Below are 19,075 nucleotides of genomic sequence, written 5' to 3' on the forward strand. Positions count from 1 at the left end.
AAAGCATCAGACATGGGAGCATCAGACATGGGGCGCCATCCAGCATGCGTGCATGTGCTTGTCATCTGCCCGCATTAGCGGCGGGACATCGCGGCGGCAGCGATCGACGACCTCACCGCAGCGCGGATTGAACGAACAGCCGGTCGGCAACTGCGCCAGATTCGGTGGCTGTCCCTTGATTGGCACCAGACGGATTCCCGCCGGCTGATCGAGCCGCGGAATCGAAGCCATCAGCCCGCGCGTATAAGGATGCAGCGGCTTGGCATAAAGGTCCTTCGCACTGGCGGTTTCGATCACCTTGCCGCCATACATCACGCACACGCGATCGGCATAGCGCGCCACCACGCCGAGGTCGTGCGTGATCAGGATCAGCGACGAACCGGTTTCGCGGGTCAGCTCCTTCAGCAGTTCGAGAATCTGCGCCTGTACGGTCACGTCGAGTGCAGTGGTCGGCTCATCGGCGATGATCAGCTTCGGCTGGCAGGCGAGCGCCATCGCAATCATGATGCGTTGGCGCATGCCACCGGAGAACTGGTGCGGATGCGATGATAGGCGGCTACGCGCATCCGGCATGCGCACTCGGTCCAGAAGCTCCTTGGCCTTATCGTAGGCTTTGGCCCATGGCGTGCGCGTGTGCAGATTGATCGGCTCGGCGATCTGCAGCCCGATCGTCAGCGACGGATTGAGCGAGGTCATCGGCTCCTGAAAGATCATCGCGATGCGATTGCCGCGGATCGCCCGCATCTCGTTTTCCGACAGCTTCGTCAGATCGGCACCATCGAAGATGATCTCGCCCTCGGTGATACGGCCCGGTGGATCGGGCACCAGCCGCAGGATCGACAGCGCTGTCACACTCTTGCCCGAACCGCTCTCACCGACGATCGCAAGCGTCTCGCCCGCGTTCACATCGAACGACACGTTGTTGACGGCAGTTACTGCGCCGGGCCCGCTGCCGAACTTGGTCGTCAGGTTCCGAACTTGCAGAAGAGGCGTACTCACGAAACCAATGCTCCTGTCACTTACTTCCTCGTCGCGCGAAAGAGGCCGAGAGTCAGTATCCCATTTTCTTCTTTAGATCCTGATCGATCCAAATTCGCGCATAGATCGGGCCGGGCCGTACCGAGCCGGCACGCAGCTCGCCGGTGTAGCCTTTCACCCACGGCCACCAGGCCGTGAAATTATAGGGCGTCGGCAGCCAGATATAGGGTGCCTTGTCGACGATCTCGGTGGTCATCTCATCGATCATCGTGATGCGCTTGGCTTCATCCTTCTCCAGATAGACCTGATCCATCTTGGCGCTGAAGGCCTTGTCGTTCCATTGCGACGGATTCCAGACCTGACCGAACACGAAGCTCTTGTGCAGCGTGCGGGTCGGATTGGTATGGCCGTTGTTCATGAAAAAGCCCGGCGCGTTGGTCTGCGTGGTCATCGCCGACAGGAATGCGGCGTATTCCATCGTTTGGATTTCCATCTTGACGCCGACCTGTTCGAGATAGGCGGAGATCAGCGGCAACAGATCCATGTGGTCCGCGTTGCAGGAGCAAACCTGAGTCTTGAAGGTGAAACCGTTCGGATAACCGGCCTCTGCCAGCAGCTTCTTCGCCTTCGCCGGATCGTATTTGAATAGCTCCTGCACGGATGCCGGCTGCTGTGCCAGCGGACGGAAGTAGGCGCCGTAGTCCGGATGCTCCGGATAGGCGAACAGCTCCGCGTTGCCGTTGTAGTACGCCTTGATGATCTCTTCCTTGTTGACCGCCATGTTCATCGCCCGGCGAACGCGGATGTCGTCGAACGGCTTGGTGTCCACCCGCATCGCCAGGAACGTTCCGCTGGTGGCCAGCCACCTGTTCCATTTGAGCGCGGGAACGCTCTTCTTCAGGGTCTCGGCATCCTGCCAACGGATCGTCTCCATGACATCGACCTTGCCAGTACGCAGTGCCGTGATGCGCGTCGCTTCATCCCGGATGATGCGATAGACAAGTTTGTCGATGTAGGGGAGTTTGAACTCCTTCTCGTTGACGACTTCGGTGCCCCAGTAGTTGGCGTTCTTCTCGTAGGTGTTGGAATTGCCCGAGACGAAATCGGTCAAACGGAACGGCCCCGTGCCGTTTACGTTTTTCCAGTTTCCAGCGCCGGCATCCACCACCTCCTTCGGAATGATCGCGGAGTAATAGCCGTAGCCGAAGCGATAGGGCCATTCAGCGTTGTATTCCTTCAGGTTGAAGACCACCGTATAGCGATCCGGCGTCTCCACGCTGGAGACGTAGTCGTACATGCTGTCGACCTTCTTCGGGCTCGTGTTCTGCCGATTGAAGGTGTAGCGGATGTCCTCTGAAGTGAGTTCGCGCGCGGCCATTACACCAGGCTTATCCGGGAACATCACGCCCTTGCGCAGCTTGATGACGACCTGCAGCGGGTTTTCCTTCAGCTCCCATGTCTCGGCGAGTTCGCCGCGCATCAGCTCCGTCGGAATGTAAGCCTCGGGGATCAGGGTGAAACTGCCGCCCCTCGACTTGGCCTTGGAGACATCCGCGGCAAACAGCTGTTCGTAGGATTGGCCGGTGTCGTGATTGTGCTTCCAGTTGTAGTCGTAGTTGTCCCAGGACAACGAGGAGATGGTCGGATATAACGTGACGACCTCGAGGGTTCCCCCATATTGCGGCGCCTCCATCTTCTGCGCCGCCGCAGACCCAGCCGTCAGCGGCCCCAAACCGAAGGCCGCAATGCAGGACAGCACGCGCGGGATTGATATCCTCATTCTCGTCTCCCCTGGTATTCGAAAGTCAATGACGGCCGGACTCGCCCCAACGATGAACCGAGGCGGCAGACATAGGCAGCCGCCTTGACGCCTCGACGCTCAGTACCCCATCTTCTTTTTCAGATCCTGATCGATCCAGATCCGCGCATAGATCGGACCTGGCCGCACCGAGCCGGCGCGCAGCTCGCCCGCGTAACCCTTCACCCACGGCCACCAAGCCGTGAAGTTGTAGGTCGTTGGCAGCCAGACATACGGCGCGTTGTCGAGCATCTCGGTGGTCATCGCCCGCAGCTCCGCCTGCCGCTTGGCCTCGTCGCGCTCCTTGTAGACCGCCTCCATCCGCGCAGTCAGCTTCGGATCATTCCACTGCGACGGATTCCAGACCTGCCCTGGAACGAAGCTCTTGCGGATGGTCGTCGTCGGGTTGGTATGCCCATTATTCATGAAATAACCCGGCGCATTGGTCTGCGTCGTCATCGCCGACAGGAACGCAGCGTACTCCATGGTCTGGATCTCCATCTTGATGCCGACCTGCTCAAGATAAGCAGACACCAGTGGGATCAAATCCATATGGTCCGCGCTGCAGGAGCAGACCTGGGTCTTGAAGGTGAAGCCGTTCGGATAGCCGGCCTCGGCCAGCAGCTTCTTGGCCTTGGCCGGATCGTACTTGAACAGCTCCTGCACCGACGCGGGCTGCTCGTTCAGCGGCTGGAAGTAAGCGCCGTAATCCGGGTGCTGCGGATAGGCGAACAGCTCGGCATTGCCGTTATAATACGCCTTGATGATCTCTTCCTTGTTGATCGCCATGTTCATGGCGCGCCGCACGCGGATGTCATCGAACGGCTTGGTATCGACACGCATGGCCAGGAAGGTGCCGCTGGTCGCGAGCCACCTGTTCCACTTCAGGTCCGGCGTGCTCTTCTTCAGCGTTTCGACATCCTGCCAGCGCACCAGCTCCATGATATCGAGCTTGCCCGTGCGCAAGGCGGTGATGCGGGTGGCCTCGTCCTTGATGATACGGTAAACGAGCTTGTCGATGTATGGGAGCTTGAACTCCTTCTCGTTGATCGTCTCCTTGTCCCAGTAATCCGGATTCTTCTCGTAGGTGTTGGAATTGCCCTGCACGTAATCGGTCAGCTTGAACGGGCCGGTGCCGTTGACGTTCTTCCAGTTCGAGGCACCCGCATCGACCACCTCCTTCGGGATGATCGCCGAGTAGTAGCCATAGCCGAAGCGGTAATCCCATTCGGCATTGAACTGGTTCATCTCGAACACGACCGTATGCTTGTCCGGCGCGGTCACGTCCTTGATGTAGTCGAAATAATTCTTGGTCGCTTTCGGGCTGCTCGCCAGCCGCTTGAAGCTGAACACCACGTCGTCGGCGACGAACTCACGCGCCTTCATCACGCCGGGCTTCTCCGGGAACATCACGCCCTTGCGCAAGGTGATGACCAGACGCAGCGGATTCTCCTGCCACTCCCACTTCTCGGCGAGTTCGCCACGGATCAGTTCGGTAGGGACATAAGCATCCGGGATCAGGCTGAACTTGCCGCCGCGCGACTTCGCCTTGGAGATATCTGCGGCGAACAATTGCTCATAGACCTGGCCGGTGTCGTGGTTGTGCTTCCACGGCCAGTCGTAGCTGTCGAACGACAGCGCCGAGATCGTCGCATTGACGGTGGAGATCTCCAGCGTGCCGCCATACTTCGGCGCCTCCAGCTTGCTCTCCGCGACCGCCGGACCAGCAGCCAGCAGCCAGCCGAGTGCGGTTGTTCCAATCAAGCCGCGCCACAGTTTCGTCCCCATAGGTCCCTCCCCTCGAACGGTCTTGTTATTTGGTTAGCGATGGCTGCGCATGCGCGGATCGAGCAGGTCACGCAACGCATCACCGAACATGTTGATGCTGAACACCACCAGGGTCAGACAGATGCCCGGCGCCAGTGCCATCCACGGCGCGAGATACATGTAGTTTCGCGCACTACCGGTCAGCATGCCGCCCCATGTCGGCGCCGGCGGCGGCACGCCAAGGCCCAGGAACGAAAGCGCGGATTCGGCCAGGATCACCGCGCCGACGCGGGTCGTGAACAGCACGATGACCGGCGGCATCACATTCGGCAGTACATGCCGCCATAGGATGCGCGGCGTCGTACCGCCAATCGATTGCGCTGCGTGGATGTAACTCTGCTCCCGCACCGAGATCACCGCGCTGCGGATGATGCGCGAGCCGGCAATCCCGTAGAGACAACCGAGAATGACGATCACCTGCGGCATACCGGGACCGACCACCGCCACGACCACGATCAGGATAACGATATCCGGAAAGCTCATCCAGGCATCGACGAAGCGCTGCACGATCATGTCGAACTTGCCGCCGAGATAGCCCGTGGTAATGCCGAGGAAGACCGAGAGCACGGTGGCCAGCAGCGCCGCCGACAGGCCGATGATTACCGAAAGCCGTGCGCCATACAGGATGCGCGAGAAGATGTCGCGGCCGAGGTTGTCGGTCCCGAACCAGAACTGCCAGCTCGGCGGCTTCATCCGATTGATCGGCATGATCTGATTGAAGCCGTAGGGGGCGAGCACGTCGGCGAAGATGCCGGCGAACAGGAAGATCAGGCAGATCACGGCGCCGATGGCACCCAGCGGCTTCTCGCGGAACAGACGCCCGATGAAGACAAGCGTTGCGTTCGGCGGACGGTGTGGCGCGGTCTGACGGACAACGGTGGTATCGGTGATCTCGGCCATCAGCGGTTTCTCACCTTCGGATCAAGGAAGCCATAGCTCAGATCGACCAGCAGATTGATCAGCACCACGGCAACACCGATCACCAGGAAGACGCCGGTGATGGTGGGATAATCGCGACTTCCGACAGCCTCCAGCAGCAGCAGTCCCATCCCCGGAATGACGAAGATCTGCTCAAGGATCACCGCGCCACCAAACAGCAGCGGCGCCTGCAGGCCCACCAGCGTCACCACGGGAATCAGCGCGTTGCGCAATGCATGCCGAATCACGATCGTCCCGGTGGACAGTCCCTTGGCGCGCGCCGTGCGGACATAATCCTGTCGCAACACTTCGAGCATCAGCGTTCGCGTCAGCCGCATGATCACTGCGGAGAATGCTTTGCCCAGGATCAGGGCCGGGATCAGCAACTGCAGGAAATGCGCCCAGGGGTCCTGCGAAAACGGCACGTAGCGGACCGACGGCGACCAGCCCCACCAAATCGATGGGAACACCATCACCAGTGTACCGACCCAGAAGCCCGGGATGGCGAGCGCCAGGATCGAGAGCGTGCGCAGCACATAGTCGCCGATGGTGTCCTGCTTCAGCGCCGCATACACGCCGATCGGAATGCCGACGATCAGCGACACCAGCAGCGCCATCACACCGAGCTCGAATGTGACCGGCAGACGGAACAGAATTTCCTCCATCACCGGCGTGTTGGTCCACAGCGAGTTGCCGAGGCTGCCCTTGAACAGCAGCGCCCCCATCCACTTGAAGTACTGGATGTAGATCGGCGTATCGAGCCCGAGCACGGCCTCAAGCTGTTCACGCGTCTGCTTCGACGCGCTGACGTCGTTCTGCGACAGCATCAGATCGATGATGTTGCCGGGGATCAAACGAACCGTGATGAAGACAATGAAGGAGGCGAAGATCAGCGTCGGGATCAATGCAATGAAGCGGCGAACGATATAGCCCTGCATAATCCCCTCAGCTCCGTGGATACGCCGAAGTGACAGACGCACCCGGCCAGCCGGGATTACGCTGCAAGCGCGTCATCGCACCGCAAAACACAAAAAGGTCAGCACTGCTGTCGATCCGCAAATGCGGCGTGCGAAATCCCGCGAGCAAAAGCACGTCCAAGCCGTCCCTCCAGAAGTCATCGCGACTTCCGATGTTGTTGTTGTTCGCGTGACTAGAACGTCTAGTTGCATGCGTTGTCAAATGAATTGAGAAATTCGCAGTGACTCCGCGACACAACGTCCGATCAGACATCAGACGCGACACCATCAATGCAGTTGCCCATGCAATAAGCTGGCTATGCAATGAGCAGATCGCGCCGATTCAATTTCACGATGCGGAATGGAACTGCCTTCTGCGACACAGATATTGCATTGCGACGCGTGAAGCGCTGCATGATTTTCGCAGAGCGAACGAAGCGTGGAACGAATGATGTGCGGTCTTGCACATCATTGCAAAATCTAGCTGAACGAATCCCAGCCGGGATCAGGGGCGAAACGCGCGCCATGCGCATCCGCAAGCTTGCGCAACGTCGCAACGACATCCGCAACCCCGCGGGTACGGGCATAGTGCAACGGGCCGCCGCGGAACGGCGCAAAGCCGGTGCCGAAAATCATCGCGCCATCGACGACGTCAGGATTGTCGACGATCCCTTCGCGCAGACAAGCGACGCAAACGTTGAGCATCGGCAGGATCAGTCGATCAGTCAGATCTTCGGTCATGGCCCATTTGGCAGAATTGGCACCCGTGATCATCGCTTCACCGGCCGGCTTCGACTTCTGTGCCCGCCCATCCTTCCAGGTGTAGAAGCCCTTGCCGGTCTTGCGGCCGAGCTCCTTCGCTTCAACCTTCTTCCGCAGCCAGTCCGGAGCCGGCGGCAACGCATCGCCAAGCTTCGCACGCAACGAGTCGCCGACTGCGAGGCAGATATCGAGTCCGACCGTATCGGCGAGTTCGATCGGCCCCATCGGCATGCCGAAGGCTTCCGCCGCCTCATCGATCACTTCCTTCGGCAGTTTCTCGTCCAGCAACACCATTGCTTCGAGCATGTAAGGCGTCAGCGCCCGGTTGACGAGGAAGCCCGGCGCGCTCTTCACCGGCAATGGCAGGCGATCGATCTGACCGACGAACGCACGCGTCCGCGCCAGCACCTGCGGATCGTTGCCGTCGTGGCTGACCACCTCGACGAGTTGCATGCGCGAAACGGGGTTGAAGAAGTGGACGCCGACCAGTCGTTCCGGAGCCTTCAGTGTGGTGCGCAAGTCCTGCAGCGGAATGCTGGATGTGTTGGTCGCCAGGATCGCATCGGCCTTCATCCGCGGCTCGATGCCAGCATAGACCTTCTGCTTCAGTTCCAGTTTCTCCGGCACCGCCTCAATGACCAGATCCGCATTGCGCACGCCCTCTCCGTCGAGATCAGGCACCAGCCGATCGAGCGCGTCGCGTTGATCGATCCGCCTGCGGATGATCTTGCCGTAAAGCTCGGCGGCACGCTTGATCGCACCCGCGATCGGCTCTGCCTTCATGTCGGAGACGGTCGCACGCAGGCCCTCCCGCGCGCACCAGGCGGCAATGTCGCCGCCCATCGCGCCGGCGCCGATGACATGCACATGCCTGATGCCGCTGTCGCCGTCCGCCAGCTTCTTCATCTGCTCGCGCAGGAAGAAGACCCGGATCAGGTTCTGCGCCGTCGGCGTCACCATCAACTTGGCGAACGACGCCTGCTCGGCACGGAACATGGCATAACTTTCGCCGCCATACTGCTCCCACAGGTCGATCAGCGCATAGGGCGCGGGATAGTTCTCGGCCGGAGCCGTCTTCGCCGCCTCCTTGCGCATGCGGGTGGCGAGAAAACTGCGCGCCGGACCACTCGACAGGACGGACGCGACGAGGCCCCGCTTGGCGCGAGCCAACTTGCCGCTGACGGCATCCTTCACCGCATTGAGAACGTGCCGCTCCTGCGTCACCGCATCGATAACCCCAAGCGCCTTGGCACGGCGGGCGTCGATCGTGCGCCCGGTCAGCATCAGCGTCATCGCCTCCATCGGGTTGATCAGACGCGTGAACCGCACGGTGCCGCCCAACCCCGGATGCAGACCGAGCATCACCTCGGGAAAGCCGAAGCGCGCATCGTCGATGGCGATCCGGTACTTACATGCCAGCGCGATCTCCAAACCACCGCCGAGGCAAAAGCCATGAATGACGGCAATGGTCGGCATGCCGAGATTTTCGAGACGGTCGGTGACGCGGTGCGCACGGGAGATCTCGGCCTCGACCTCGCGCGGATCAGTGGCGCCGCGAAACGCATTCACGTCGGCGCCGGCGATAAAGCCTGACGGCTTGGCCGAGCGGATCACCAGCGCCCGTGGCCGATCGCTCTCGATCGCCGCCAGCACACTGTCCAACTCCTCGATCACATCGGCGGACAACGTGTTGGCGCTGGTGCCGGCCCGATCGACCAGCAGCCAGGCCACGCCATCGGCATCCTTGGCCAGACGAAAATTCTTCCACAGCCCGTCCGCTCCGGGCTGCGCGCCCTTATGCGGCCCAAGCTCGATCAGGCGGTCCTTGAAGGTGTCGAGGATGCGGCTTTCCATGACGTCCTCACGCCATCTCGATCAGCACGGCGCCGCCGAGGCCGCCGCCGACGCACTGCGTCGCGATACCGCGCTTCTTGCCGAGCCGCTTCATCGCATTGACCAGATGCAGCGTAATACGGTTGCCGCTCGCTCCGACCGGATGGCCGAGCGCGATGGCGCCGCCATCGACATTCAGCTTCGCCCGGTCGAACGTTCCGGCCACCCCCTCCAGGCCCAGAATGTCCTTGCAGAACTTCTCGCTTTCCCAGGCCGCCAGGCAGCCCAGCACCTGTGCGGCGAAGGCCTCGTTCAATTCCAGCAGCTCGATGTCATCGAGCCGCATGCCGTTGCGCTTCATCAGCTCGGTGACGGCAAGCACCGGTCCCAATCCCATGATGCTCGGATCGAGCGCCGACCACTGGCTATCAACGATCACCGCCTTCGGCGTCAGCCCGTGCTTCTTCACCGCCTCCTCCGAGGCGACGATCACCCAGGACGCGCCGTCGGTGATCTGCGAAGAATTGCCGGGCGTCACCTTGCCCCACGGCCGCTCGAAGGCAGGCTTGAGCTTCGCCAGCTTGTCAATCGAGGAATCCGGCCGCACCCCGTCGTCATGATCGTAAACCTTGCCGTCGCGGGCGAAGGCGGTTTCGACCTCGCCCTTGAGGTATCCCTCGACTTGCGCCTGCGCCAGCCGGCGATGGCTCTCCACCGCATAGGCGTCGCACTGTTCGCGGGTGATACCAAAAAGCTGGGCGACCAGTTCGGCCGTCTGGCCCATGTTCATCTCGACCACCGGATCGGTCAGTCCCCGCTCTAGGCCGATGATCGGCTTGAAATAGGCTGGCCGCGCCCTCAAAGCCGCCGCAGCCTTAGCGAAAACCCCCTTCGCGCTTGCCAGCCCCGCAAACCAGCGCACGCCCTGCTGCGGCCAGACCAATGGCGCGTGGCTCAGCGCCTCGGCGCCGCCCGCCAGGATCAGGTCGCAGCGGCCTTCGCGGATGTAACGGAACGCGGTATCGATCGACTGCATGCCGGAGCCGCAATTCACCTGCTCGGTGAAGGCCACCATCCGCTCGCCCATGCCGAGCCGGAGGGCTGCGACGCGGGCGGGGTTCATCTCGTCGGCGATGACGTTGACGCAGCCAAGGATGACCTGGTCGAATTCGGTCGGCGCGAAGGGCTGCCGCGCCAGCAGCGGCCGCCCGCATTGCACGGCCAGATCGACCGGCGTGAACGGACCGGGGCCGGTCCGCGCTTTCAGGAATGGTGTACGGCTTCCATCAACAATGAAAACAGGTCGCGACATCAGCTTGCTGCCCGCACCTCTCGTGCAAACAACTCCTCGCGGGACAACGTCTTCACATCAGCCTGCGAGAGTTGCTCCGGAGCAAAGTCGTCTACCTCGACGACTTTTGCAACGGCTTCGTCAGCCAGCCGCATCTTTTCGCCCTCGGAGGCGGTGATGACACCAAGCTTGACCGCCTCGCGCCAGTCCTTGATCCGCGCCGCGCGCATACGTCGGTCAATAGCCTCCGCTGCCGTGACCAGCACGAACGCTTTCTCCAGCCGGGCCAGACCGCGATCGTCATCCTTATGATAGAGCCCAGCCGTCAGGCGTTCGCGCGCGGCGGACGGCTCCAGGATCATCTGAGCGCATTCATGCACGTTGCGATCGGTCGGACCGGTGTCGCGCGCGCCGAGCGGCTGCAACAGGAAGCGCAGCAGCAGGGCGACAAAGCGGTTCGGCAGATTCGCAAAGATTTCGGCGAACTTGGTCTGGATCGTCTTGCAGCCGGTCTCCATGCACCATTCCAAGGCCGGGAAATCGGCCTGCTGGCGGCCCTCATCTTCCCAACGCTTCAGCGCACCGGACAGCAGGTAAAGCTCAGACAGGATGTCGCCGAAGCGCGCCGAGATCATTTCCCGCCGCTTCAACGCGCCCCCCATGGTGAGCAACGCCATGTCGGCGGAGAGGGCAAACGCAGCGGAAAAACGCGAAAGCTGACGGTAGAACGGCTTGGCCTTGCCAGCATCGGGGGCGGCCGCAAACAGCCCGCCGGTCCAGCTATGGCCCCAGGCCCGCAGCATGGTCCTGACGCTATGGCCGACATGCTTCCAGAACGCCTTATCGAACCGGTCGAGCCCCTTTTCGGCATCGGGCTCGGCGATCGCCGTCATCTCCTCCAGCATGAACGGATGGGCGCGGATCGCGCCCTGCCCGAAAACGATCAGGTTACGGGTGAGGATGTTGGCGCCCTCCACCGTGATGCCGATCGGCACCGCGCGATAGAGCGCGCCCAAATAGTTCTGCGGCCCGTCGATGATCGCCTTGCCGCTATGGATATCGAATGCATCGTTGACCGCGATCCGCATCCGCTCGGTGGCATGCAGCTTCATGATGCCGGAAATGACGGCGGGATGATGCCCCTGATTGAGGGCGGCGCAGGTCAATCGCCGGGCGCCATCGACGAGGTAGGCGGTGCCGGCAATGCGCGCGAGCGGCTCCTCGATGCCTTCGAATTTGCCGATCGGGATGCCGAACTGCTCGCGGATACGCGCATAGGCGCCCGAGGTGCGGGCGCAGTACGCGGCGGCGGCCGCCGACAGCGACGGCAGCGAAATGCCACGACCGGCCGCGAGCGCGCTCATCAGCATCTTCCAGCCCTGGCCGATGCGGGCCTGACCGCCGATGATGTAGTCGAGCGGGACGAACACGTCCTTGCCCCAGTTCGGGCCGTTCTGAAATACCTGCATCGACGGCAGGTGGCGGCGGCCGATCTCGACGCCCGGCAGGTGCGTCGGGATCAACGCGACGGTGATGCCGAGGTCTTCCTCCTGGCCGAGCAGATGATCGGGATCGTAGGCTTTGAAGGCGAGCCCCAGCACGGTCGCGACCGGGCCCAGCGTGATATAGCGCTTGTGCCAGTTCAGCTTCAGCCCAATCACCTCGCGCCCTTCAAACGTCCCCTTGCAGACGATGCCGGTATCGATCATCGACGCCGCGTCGGAGCCGGCTTCCGGGCTCGTCAGACCGAAACACGGAATCTCCCGGCCATCGGCAAGCCGAGGCAGCCAGTGTTGGCGTTGCTCATCGGTGCCGAAATGCATCAACAGTTCGCCGGGGCCGAGCGAATTCGGCACCATCACCGTCACCGCGGCGGTGACCGACCGGGTGGACACCTTCCGCACCACTTCCGAATGCGCATAAGGCGAGAAGCCGAGGCCACCGAACTCCTTCGGGATGATCATGCCGAAGAAGCGATGCTTCTTGATGAAGGCCCAGACCTCCGGCGACAGATCGCGCAGCTCCCAACTGATCTTCCAGTCGTCGAGCATGGCGCAGAGCTCATTGACCGGCCCTTCCAGGAAAGCCTGCTCTTCCGCCGTCAACGACGCCGGGGTGACCGCCAGGAGTTTCGACCAATCCGGGGCGCCCGTGAACAGGTCCGCGTCCCACCAGACGTCGCCGGCCTCCAGCGCCTCGCGCTCGGTATCGGACATTGCCGGCATGGCTTTCTTCGCCCAGGCGAAGATCGGTCGGGTGATGGTGTCACGACGGAAAGTGCCCATGCCAGAAATCCTCGCGCGATCGATCCTCAGGGCGGATGCTCTGCCCTTCGGAAGACCTATGGTCCGCGCAGATATTTACAACTGCCCTGCGGAACACCGAGGCATTCTCACACCCGTCCTGCCAAAACCTTAACCTTGCCAAGCAACAAGCGTTCCCGCGACGCTTTGCAGCATCAGGAGCGAGTCAGCGAGGGAGCCTGAGCAGGCTGGCCCGCGCTCAATCCGGCCGCGGCATGTCGAACATGCGGTCCGGCGTCGCTTCGAAATAGTCGCCCTTGCGACCTGCGCGAGCGATCGGATGGGCCAAAGCTGTCATATAGACGCCATCGACGATCAGCGACTTGTCGATATGCACGGCGACCACCTCGCCGAGGATCATCCAGTTCTCGACCTTGCGACCTTCCTTGGTCTCGAGCTGCATGATCTTGATCAGCTTCAGCTCCATCGCCGCGCGGGCTTCGCCGACCCGCGGCACCTTGACGAGCTTCGACGGCACCGGCGTAAGCCCCGCGGTCTCGAACTCGCTGACGTCCGGCGGCACGCCAGCGGAGGTGGTGTTCATCGCCTGCGCCAACGGCATGGTGGCGAGATTCCAGACGAACTCTCGCGTCTCCTCGATGTTGCGCACCGTGTCCTTCCAGCCGGTGGAGGAGAAGGCGAGGATCGGGGGCTTGTAGTTGAAGGCATTGAAGAAGCTGTAAGGCGCGAGATTGAGGTTGCCCCTGGCTCCCATGGTCGACATCCAGCCGATCGGCCGCGGCGCAATGATGGCATTGAACGGATCGTGCTTCAGGCCGTGCCCGTCGGCCGGCTCGTAGCTGTGCATATCGTTCACGATCGTCGAAACCGACACGTTCATCTCGTCCTCTCGAGCAGACAACCCACATAGCACCCTAACACCGTCGCGAGACGGATGCGAACGCCGCAAATGCCTGTGGGATCGCAATTGCGCGAGATGAGCCGCAGCGCGGCACTTTCGTTCCACCTACCGGGCGAAACAGCCCGCCAAGAAACACATCCGGGATAAACAAAAACCCTCGGGAACAGATCCCGAGGGTTTTTAGAAAGAATCGTCTGCCGTGAGTGGCACGCCGCAGGATTCAACCGCGATGAATCGGATCGATCCAGAGCACGGTCTCCGGCTTCTCGACCGGCTCGATATCCAGATTGATCGCCACGGCCTCGCCGTCGCTGCGCACCAGCACGCATTCCAGCACTTCGTCCGGAGAGGCGTTGATCTCCTGATGCGGTACGTAAGGCGGCACGAAGATGAAGTCGCCCGGACCGGCTTCGGCGGTGAACTGCAGCCGCTCGCCCCAACGCATCCGCGCCTTGCCCTTCACCACATAGATCACGCTTTCGAGATGGCCATGGTGATGCGCACCGGTCTTGGCGTTGGCGTGAATGGTCACCGTTCCGGCCCACAACTTCTGCGCACCGGTACGGGCGAAGTTGATGGCGGCCTTGCGATCCATGCCCTTGGTCGAGGGCACGTTCGGGTCGAGCTGGTTGCCGGGAATGACGCGCACGCCATCATGCTTCCAGCGATCCGGATCATGCGCATGATCGTCATCGTGGTGGTGCGGATGATGGTGGTGATGGTCGTGACCGTGATGGGAACCGCTCATGGCATGCTTTCATTCTTGTTGGCAGCAACCGGAAGCTAGGCGGTTGCCTTCGGGCTAGCAAGAGTCCGATTAGCGGGTCCAGGATCGTTTGCCAACCAGCGAAATGAGCATGCCGGTCACGCTCCGTTCGCCGCCAGGACCACGGCGAGGCCGAAGCCGGTCAGGTGATGCAACGCCTGATCGATCCCGATCAGCCACCAGAACCACTGGTGCTCCATGGTGACATTGAAGGTCGCGACGCAAAACCCCTTTAGCCGATCGATGATAAGGTGGACGACGAAATCGGCGATCCCGAGAAACCAGAATTTCGGCGCCAGCACCACCAGGATCGCCGTGGCCAGCGCCCCGTGAATCGCGCAGTGAACCAGCAGCGGCAGCGCCCATCCGCTCTTGGCATCCTTGCCCGTCGCCATCCATGACGTTTGCAGAACGAAGTCCGCGATCACATGCTTGATCGCGAACAGCACCATCCAAAAGGTCAGCGTCCCAACGGGCACTGCGGATGACAGATCAGGAACAATCATTCTGGCAAGCCCCACGTCCGCTCAAAACAATCCACGACAACGCCCCAGGCAATATTCTTAGACACCAGTAGCGAGCGACATCCGTCCGCAACACCCTCATACAACGCTCATACAGGCCGCGAAGCCGCAGCGGCAGTAACCGGCCTCGCGCTCGTGAGAACGTCCGCAATCACCCGCCGCAACTCCTCGCCGCTGAGATCGGCCCCGGCCGCGCTTCGGACCTGCGCAAGCGCCGCCGGCAGCTGCGGCAGGTCCAGCTCACCATCAAAGACCGGCTTCGCCAGCTTGTTGATGGCGAGATTCCAGTTCGTCAGCGAAAGATGATAGCTCGCGCCGTACCCGGAGACGATTGCCGCAGACCGCACCACTTCGGCAACTGCGTCCGGACACTTGGCGAGGGAACGATCGATCATGTGCAGCCAGCGCTCCACGGACGAATTCTCCCGCACGAAGCGCAGCGATGACGGACGCAAGCGCCGGCACCGAACGAACAACCTCAACAGCAAGGGCCCCTTACCGCGGTCGACATGAATGCGCAGACGGCCACGCAACATCTTGATCGCCATCAGACCGTCGGCAAGGCTCTCGGCTTGATCGCGCGGCAGCATCTCGACGATCTCGCGGATTTCGGGACGGTAGAGTCCGTTCGGCGGATCGATCCGCCCGGCAACAGGATCGGCCTGCGGCGCACGACGGAGTATGATCTGTGCGACGCGGATCGGATCATTGAAACTCATCCGCAGGGCCAACAGATCGGCAATTTCCCGGAACAACCCGGAGCTGATGCCGTAACGGTCGTGAAATCGGCCCAACCGGTCGAGGTAAAGTGCGGCGTATTCGGTATTCTGGAATTCAACCAGCATCTCCACATGCTGGGAGATCACGGCGGAAAGGTCGGGCGACAACCCGTCCGGCAGCGGCGGGCTGTGCTGATCGTCCTCACCGAGCAGATAGTTGGTCAGCGCCCGCAGCGGTCTGATCGCCTCCGCCATGGCCATTCACACCGGCTTGCCGGCGGCCTGCGCCTGAAGCCGCGCCTGTGCTGCGGTCAATTCGCCGACACGCGCTTCCATACGATTGAGGTTCTCGAACAGCCGCGCACTGACGAGCCGCAAGAAATAAAAGCCGAAGGCTGGATTCTGCACGTACAGCTCCTCCACCTGCCGATAGCTCACCGCCAGAATCAAGCCGCTCTCGATGCACTCGAGCGTGCCGGTGCGCTTGTTGGCCGGCGACAACATGCCCATCTCGCCGACCAGCGAGCCGACCGGCAATTCGAGGCCCATCTCGACCAGACGGTAGCGGCCGCTGACGATGTAGAACATCTCTTCGGCCTTCTCGTCCTTATAGAACAGCACCTCGCCGGCCTCGCACGTCCGCTCGGTCATGAACGGCTTGAGCCATGCCATCGACAGGTCACTGTTGACCGACCGTTTCACCTCGCGCACGAGCTGCAACATCTGATTCAGCCGATAGGCATTCAGCGGCAGCAACACCGCATGCAGGATCATGGTGTGATAGTTGCCCGTGGTGGCCGAGAACGTGATCAGGGCGAGGTTCGTCAGAATCCCGAAAATGCGCAGCGGGATCATCGTCGTCATGGTGTAGGACGCGATCAGAAAAACCGACGAGAACACGCCGCCCGCGTTGGCTACAAGGTGAGACATATCCATGGCGAATGATCCGGTCCTGTGGGACGTTAGAGTCTCGAAATTACGACGCAGGGCGCGCACGCCCGGCAACAGGTCTCCGGCTGCGCGGCTCGAGCGCTCCTGCTGATGGTGCAACTGCCCGTCATGCGCCTGCCTGCTGGACAGCCTGCGCGTATGCCGGAGCAGCGACATTCAGCGCGTCGATCTTATCACCGAAACGATCGTACAGCCCCGCCAACGCCACGGGCGCGAGACCGCGGCAAGCATTGAGCAGACCGGCAGCCTTCGCGCCGTCGCCTTCAGCAAGCGCGCCAAGCAAGCGGCCGTGCAGCCGCGACAGTTCGGCGAATTCGGTGGTCGCTGACATCGTCTCGTCCCCGGCCAGGGCATAGAGCTTGGTGGGCCGTGACTTGCCCTTCAACAGGATTTCACCAGCTTCCAACGCGGCGATGCCGGGCGCGGCTTTGGCAACATCCTCCGATATCAGCAGATCCGTACCGAATGACTTCGTCGCCGACTCGATGCGCGCCGCCATGTTCACCACATCGCCCATCGCCGAATAATTGAAGCGCTTCTCGGAGCCCATGTTGCCGACGCAGGCGACGCCGAAATTCACGCCGACCCCGATCCGGACGGCCGCATCCGCAAAGCCGCGAGCGGCAAAACCGAACGCATCATCCTCGTTCAGCTCCTTGACGATATCCCGCATTCTGAGTGCTGCGCGGCAGGCCCGTGCCGGGTGGTCAGCGATATCCAGCGGCGCATTCCAGAATGCCATGATGGAATCGCCGATATACTTGTCGATCGTGCCGAGCTCCCCTTGAATCGCCTCCGACAACGGCGCCAGCAGCGTATTGACGAAGTCCACCAGCTCGGTCGCCGACAGCGCCTCGGAAATCGGCGTGAAGCCACGCACATCCATGAACATCACCGTGATCTCGCGCGCTTCGCCACCGAGCTGCATCGCCTTCGGTGAATTCTCCAGCCGCGCCAGCAGCTCCGGCGCAAGATATTGGCCGAAGGCCTGGCGAACGAACTTCTTTTCCTTATCGGAGGCGATCCGCAGCGTCCGCTCCATGGCGATATACATCGTGATCGCTGCGAGCGAGGGATAGATCGGGTCGAGCAGAATGCGGAAATGCGAGAAGGCGAACCAGGAGCCCGCGATCGCCAAACTCAGCGCAATGACGCCGCCGATCAGCGAGAATTGCGCACCGAACGACAGCAGCATGATAGCGACGAGCACCGCCAGCAGGACCGTGACGATGATCTCGAGCCCGTTCGCCCAGTCCGGACGGCTGATGAAATCCTGCGAGAGTATCTGCTCGATCAGTTGCGCATGCACGGCAACGCCCGGCACGATCTGCCGCAGCGGTGTCGCCCGCGCATCGGCGAGCCCTGCCGCAGACGTTCCGACCAGGACGATCGATCCCTCGATCCGCGGACGGACCTCCGCTTCCTTGGCAGGATCGAGCAGATCCTTTGCAGAGACATAGCGTTCAGGCCGGTCGCGATCGAAATACAGCCATGCCTCGCCGTCGGCGGTCAGCGGCACCTTGAAATCGCCGATTCGCACATCGAGCAGGGCGGCTTCGCCGCTATCCGCCTCGCCGCTCGCCCCCGTGCCGCGAACGACGATGCCCTTCTGGCCTTGCGCCACCCGCAACGCCTCGACGGCAAGGCTCGGATAAATGCGCTCGCCGTCGGAAAACAGCATGGGAATGCGACGGACCACGCCGGATCGGTCGCGGGAGGAGACGTTGATGCCGCCGACACCGGCAGCGGCTTCCTCCAATACGGGAAGATTGGCGACGGCGCCCGAGAAGGGCACCAGCACGTCAGTCGGTTTGACGCCGACGAAGGCCAGGCCGGCCTTCATCGCCGGGTGCGCCTCGCTCTTCGAACGGCTGGCCGCAAAGCCGAGAATCGTCGGCGTTTTGCCCATCGCATCGGCGAACATCCTGTCGTGGTCGGGCAGGCTCGCCAGCAGCGCCAACGTCAGTTCACGGTCCGGGACATCGGCCTTTTGCAGATCGCCGGCGATCTGCGCTGGAGTTGTGCGATCCGGCTCCGGAAAGATCACCGCATACGCGGTCGCAGCGGCGCCAAGTTCAGCCAGGCGGTTGGTCATGGCCGCGAGCCGTGTCCTCGGCCAGGGCCACTGTCCGTAGGCCGCGATCGAGGCCTCATCGATATCGACGATCCGGACGGGGAAATCGGCATACGACCGCGGTTGCAGGCGCTGGTAGGCGTCGAACGTGCGCTCCTGCAACTCCGTGACGATCCAGGGATTTTCGGTACGCAGCCAGGTGACGGCGGCAAGCACGATCAGGGCGGCACCGACCGCGTGCCCGTGCTTGCTCCGGGCGAAGCGCCGCAGGCGCGCGACGAAAGCAAGGCTCCCGCGCCGCAGCAGCATCCTGATCCGTTCCGAAAACGTCATGGTCAAAACCCGCTTCAGTTCATTAGCGCGCAATCCCTTTGATGGGAAACGGGTTTTGCTGGTTCAAATTTTTGATCGACGATCGGCCGCCGGGATCTCTGTGCCAACCGGCTATCTCCCCTCAATCGGGCCCCGAAAATCGTGATCTAGAAGCATTTTCGGTTCTGATGGCATCAGAGC

The 19,075-nt window shown here is 61.9% G+C and carries 14 protein-coding genes; all 14 read right to left on the minus strand.

Features of this window, described 5'->3' with window-relative positions; genetic code table 11:
- Window positions 1-21: 21 nt before the first annotated feature.
- The 14 genes from X566_RS03735 to X566_RS03800 all read right to left on the minus strand — a co-directional run bounded on the left by X566_RS03735 (window position 22) and on the right by X566_RS03800 (window position 18,895).
- Window positions 22-999: an ABC transporter ATP-binding protein gene (locus X566_RS03735; RefSeq protein ID WP_034463601.1), complete on the minus strand. Its 978-nt coding sequence runs from the start codon at window positions 997-999 to the stop codon at window positions 22-24.
- A 52-nt stretch (window positions 1,000-1,051) separates the two neighbouring features.
- Complete coding sequence (locus X566_RS03740; RefSeq protein WP_034463604.1) at window positions 1,052-2,758, minus strand: ABC transporter substrate-binding protein; 1,707 nt, start codon at window positions 2,756-2,758, stop codon at window positions 1,052-1,054.
- Between the two features lie 99 nt (window positions 2,759-2,857).
- The gene (locus X566_RS03745) at window positions 2,858-4,564 is read right to left on the minus strand and encodes an ABC transporter substrate-binding protein (protein WP_051443847.1); all 1,707 of its coding nucleotides are present in this window, start codon (window positions 4,562-4,564) and stop codon (window positions 2,858-2,860) included.
- A gap of 33 nt (window positions 4,565-4,597) precedes the next feature.
- Window positions 4,598-5,503 carry an ABC transporter permease gene (locus X566_RS03750; RefSeq protein WP_081740040.1) on the minus strand — a complete coding sequence of 302 codons (906 nt, stop codon included), beginning with the start codon at window positions 5,501-5,503 and terminating at the stop codon, window positions 4,598-4,600.
- Window positions 5,503-6,459 carry an ABC transporter permease gene (locus X566_RS03755; protein WP_034463607.1) on the minus strand — a complete coding sequence of 319 codons (957 nt, stop codon included), beginning with the start codon at window positions 6,457-6,459 and terminating at the stop codon, window positions 5,503-5,505. Before X566_RS03755 ends, X566_RS03750 begins: the two co-directional genes overlap by 1 nt.
- 498 nt (window positions 6,460-6,957) lie before the next feature.
- A complete protein-coding gene (locus X566_RS03760; RefSeq protein WP_034463609.1) occupies window positions 6,958-9,093 on the minus strand; it encodes a 3-hydroxyacyl-CoA dehydrogenase NAD-binding domain-containing protein in 2,136 nt (711 codons plus the stop codon).
- A 7-nt stretch (window positions 9,094-9,100) separates the two neighbouring features.
- Complete coding sequence (locus tag X566_RS03765) at window positions 9,101-10,384, minus strand: acetyl-CoA C-acetyltransferase (RefSeq protein WP_034463611.1); 1,284 nt, start codon at window positions 10,382-10,384, stop codon at window positions 9,101-9,103.
- A complete protein-coding gene (locus X566_RS03770) occupies window positions 10,384-12,648 on the minus strand; it encodes an acyl-CoA dehydrogenase (protein WP_034463613.1) in 2,265 nt (754 codons plus the stop codon). Before X566_RS03770 ends, X566_RS03765 begins: the two co-directional genes overlap by 1 nt.
- Window positions 12,649-12,865: 217 nt before the next feature.
- Window positions 12,866-13,507, minus strand: coding sequence for a flavin reductase family protein (locus X566_RS03775; RefSeq protein WP_034463615.1), 642 nt, complete (start codon window positions 13,505-13,507; stop codon window positions 12,866-12,868).
- Window positions 13,508-13,748: 241 nt separating this feature from the next.
- A complete protein-coding gene (locus tag X566_RS03780; protein WP_034463617.1) occupies window positions 13,749-14,276 on the minus strand; it encodes a cupin domain-containing protein in 528 nt (175 codons plus the stop codon).
- A gap of 116 nt (window positions 14,277-14,392) precedes the next feature.
- Window positions 14,393-14,800, minus strand: coding sequence for a DUF3307 domain-containing protein (locus tag X566_RS03785; protein WP_034463619.1), 408 nt, complete (start codon window positions 14,798-14,800; stop codon window positions 14,393-14,395).
- Window positions 14,801-14,907: 107 nt separating this feature from the next.
- Window positions 14,908-15,792, minus strand: coding sequence for a DUF6537 domain-containing protein (locus X566_RS03790; protein WP_034467760.1), 885 nt, complete (start codon window positions 15,790-15,792; stop codon window positions 14,908-14,910).
- Window positions 15,793-15,798: 6 nt separating this feature from the next.
- Window positions 15,799-16,473 (minus strand): Crp/Fnr family transcriptional regulator, encoded by a 675-nt coding sequence (locus tag X566_RS03795; protein WP_034463624.1) that lies wholly within the window; start codon window positions 16,471-16,473, stop codon window positions 15,799-15,801.
- A gap of 121 nt (window positions 16,474-16,594) precedes the next feature.
- On the minus strand, window positions 16,595-18,895 hold the full coding sequence (locus X566_RS03800) for a CHASE2 domain-containing protein (RefSeq protein ID WP_051443849.1): 2,301 nt from the start codon (window positions 18,893-18,895) through the stop codon (window positions 16,595-16,597).
- Between the last annotated feature and the right edge of the window lie 180 nt (window positions 18,896-19,075).

It is taken from the genome of Afipia sp. P52-10, assembly GCF_000516555.1.
In the GTDB taxonomy this organism is placed as follows: Bacteria; Pseudomonadota; Alphaproteobacteria; order Rhizobiales; family Xanthobacteraceae; genus P52-10.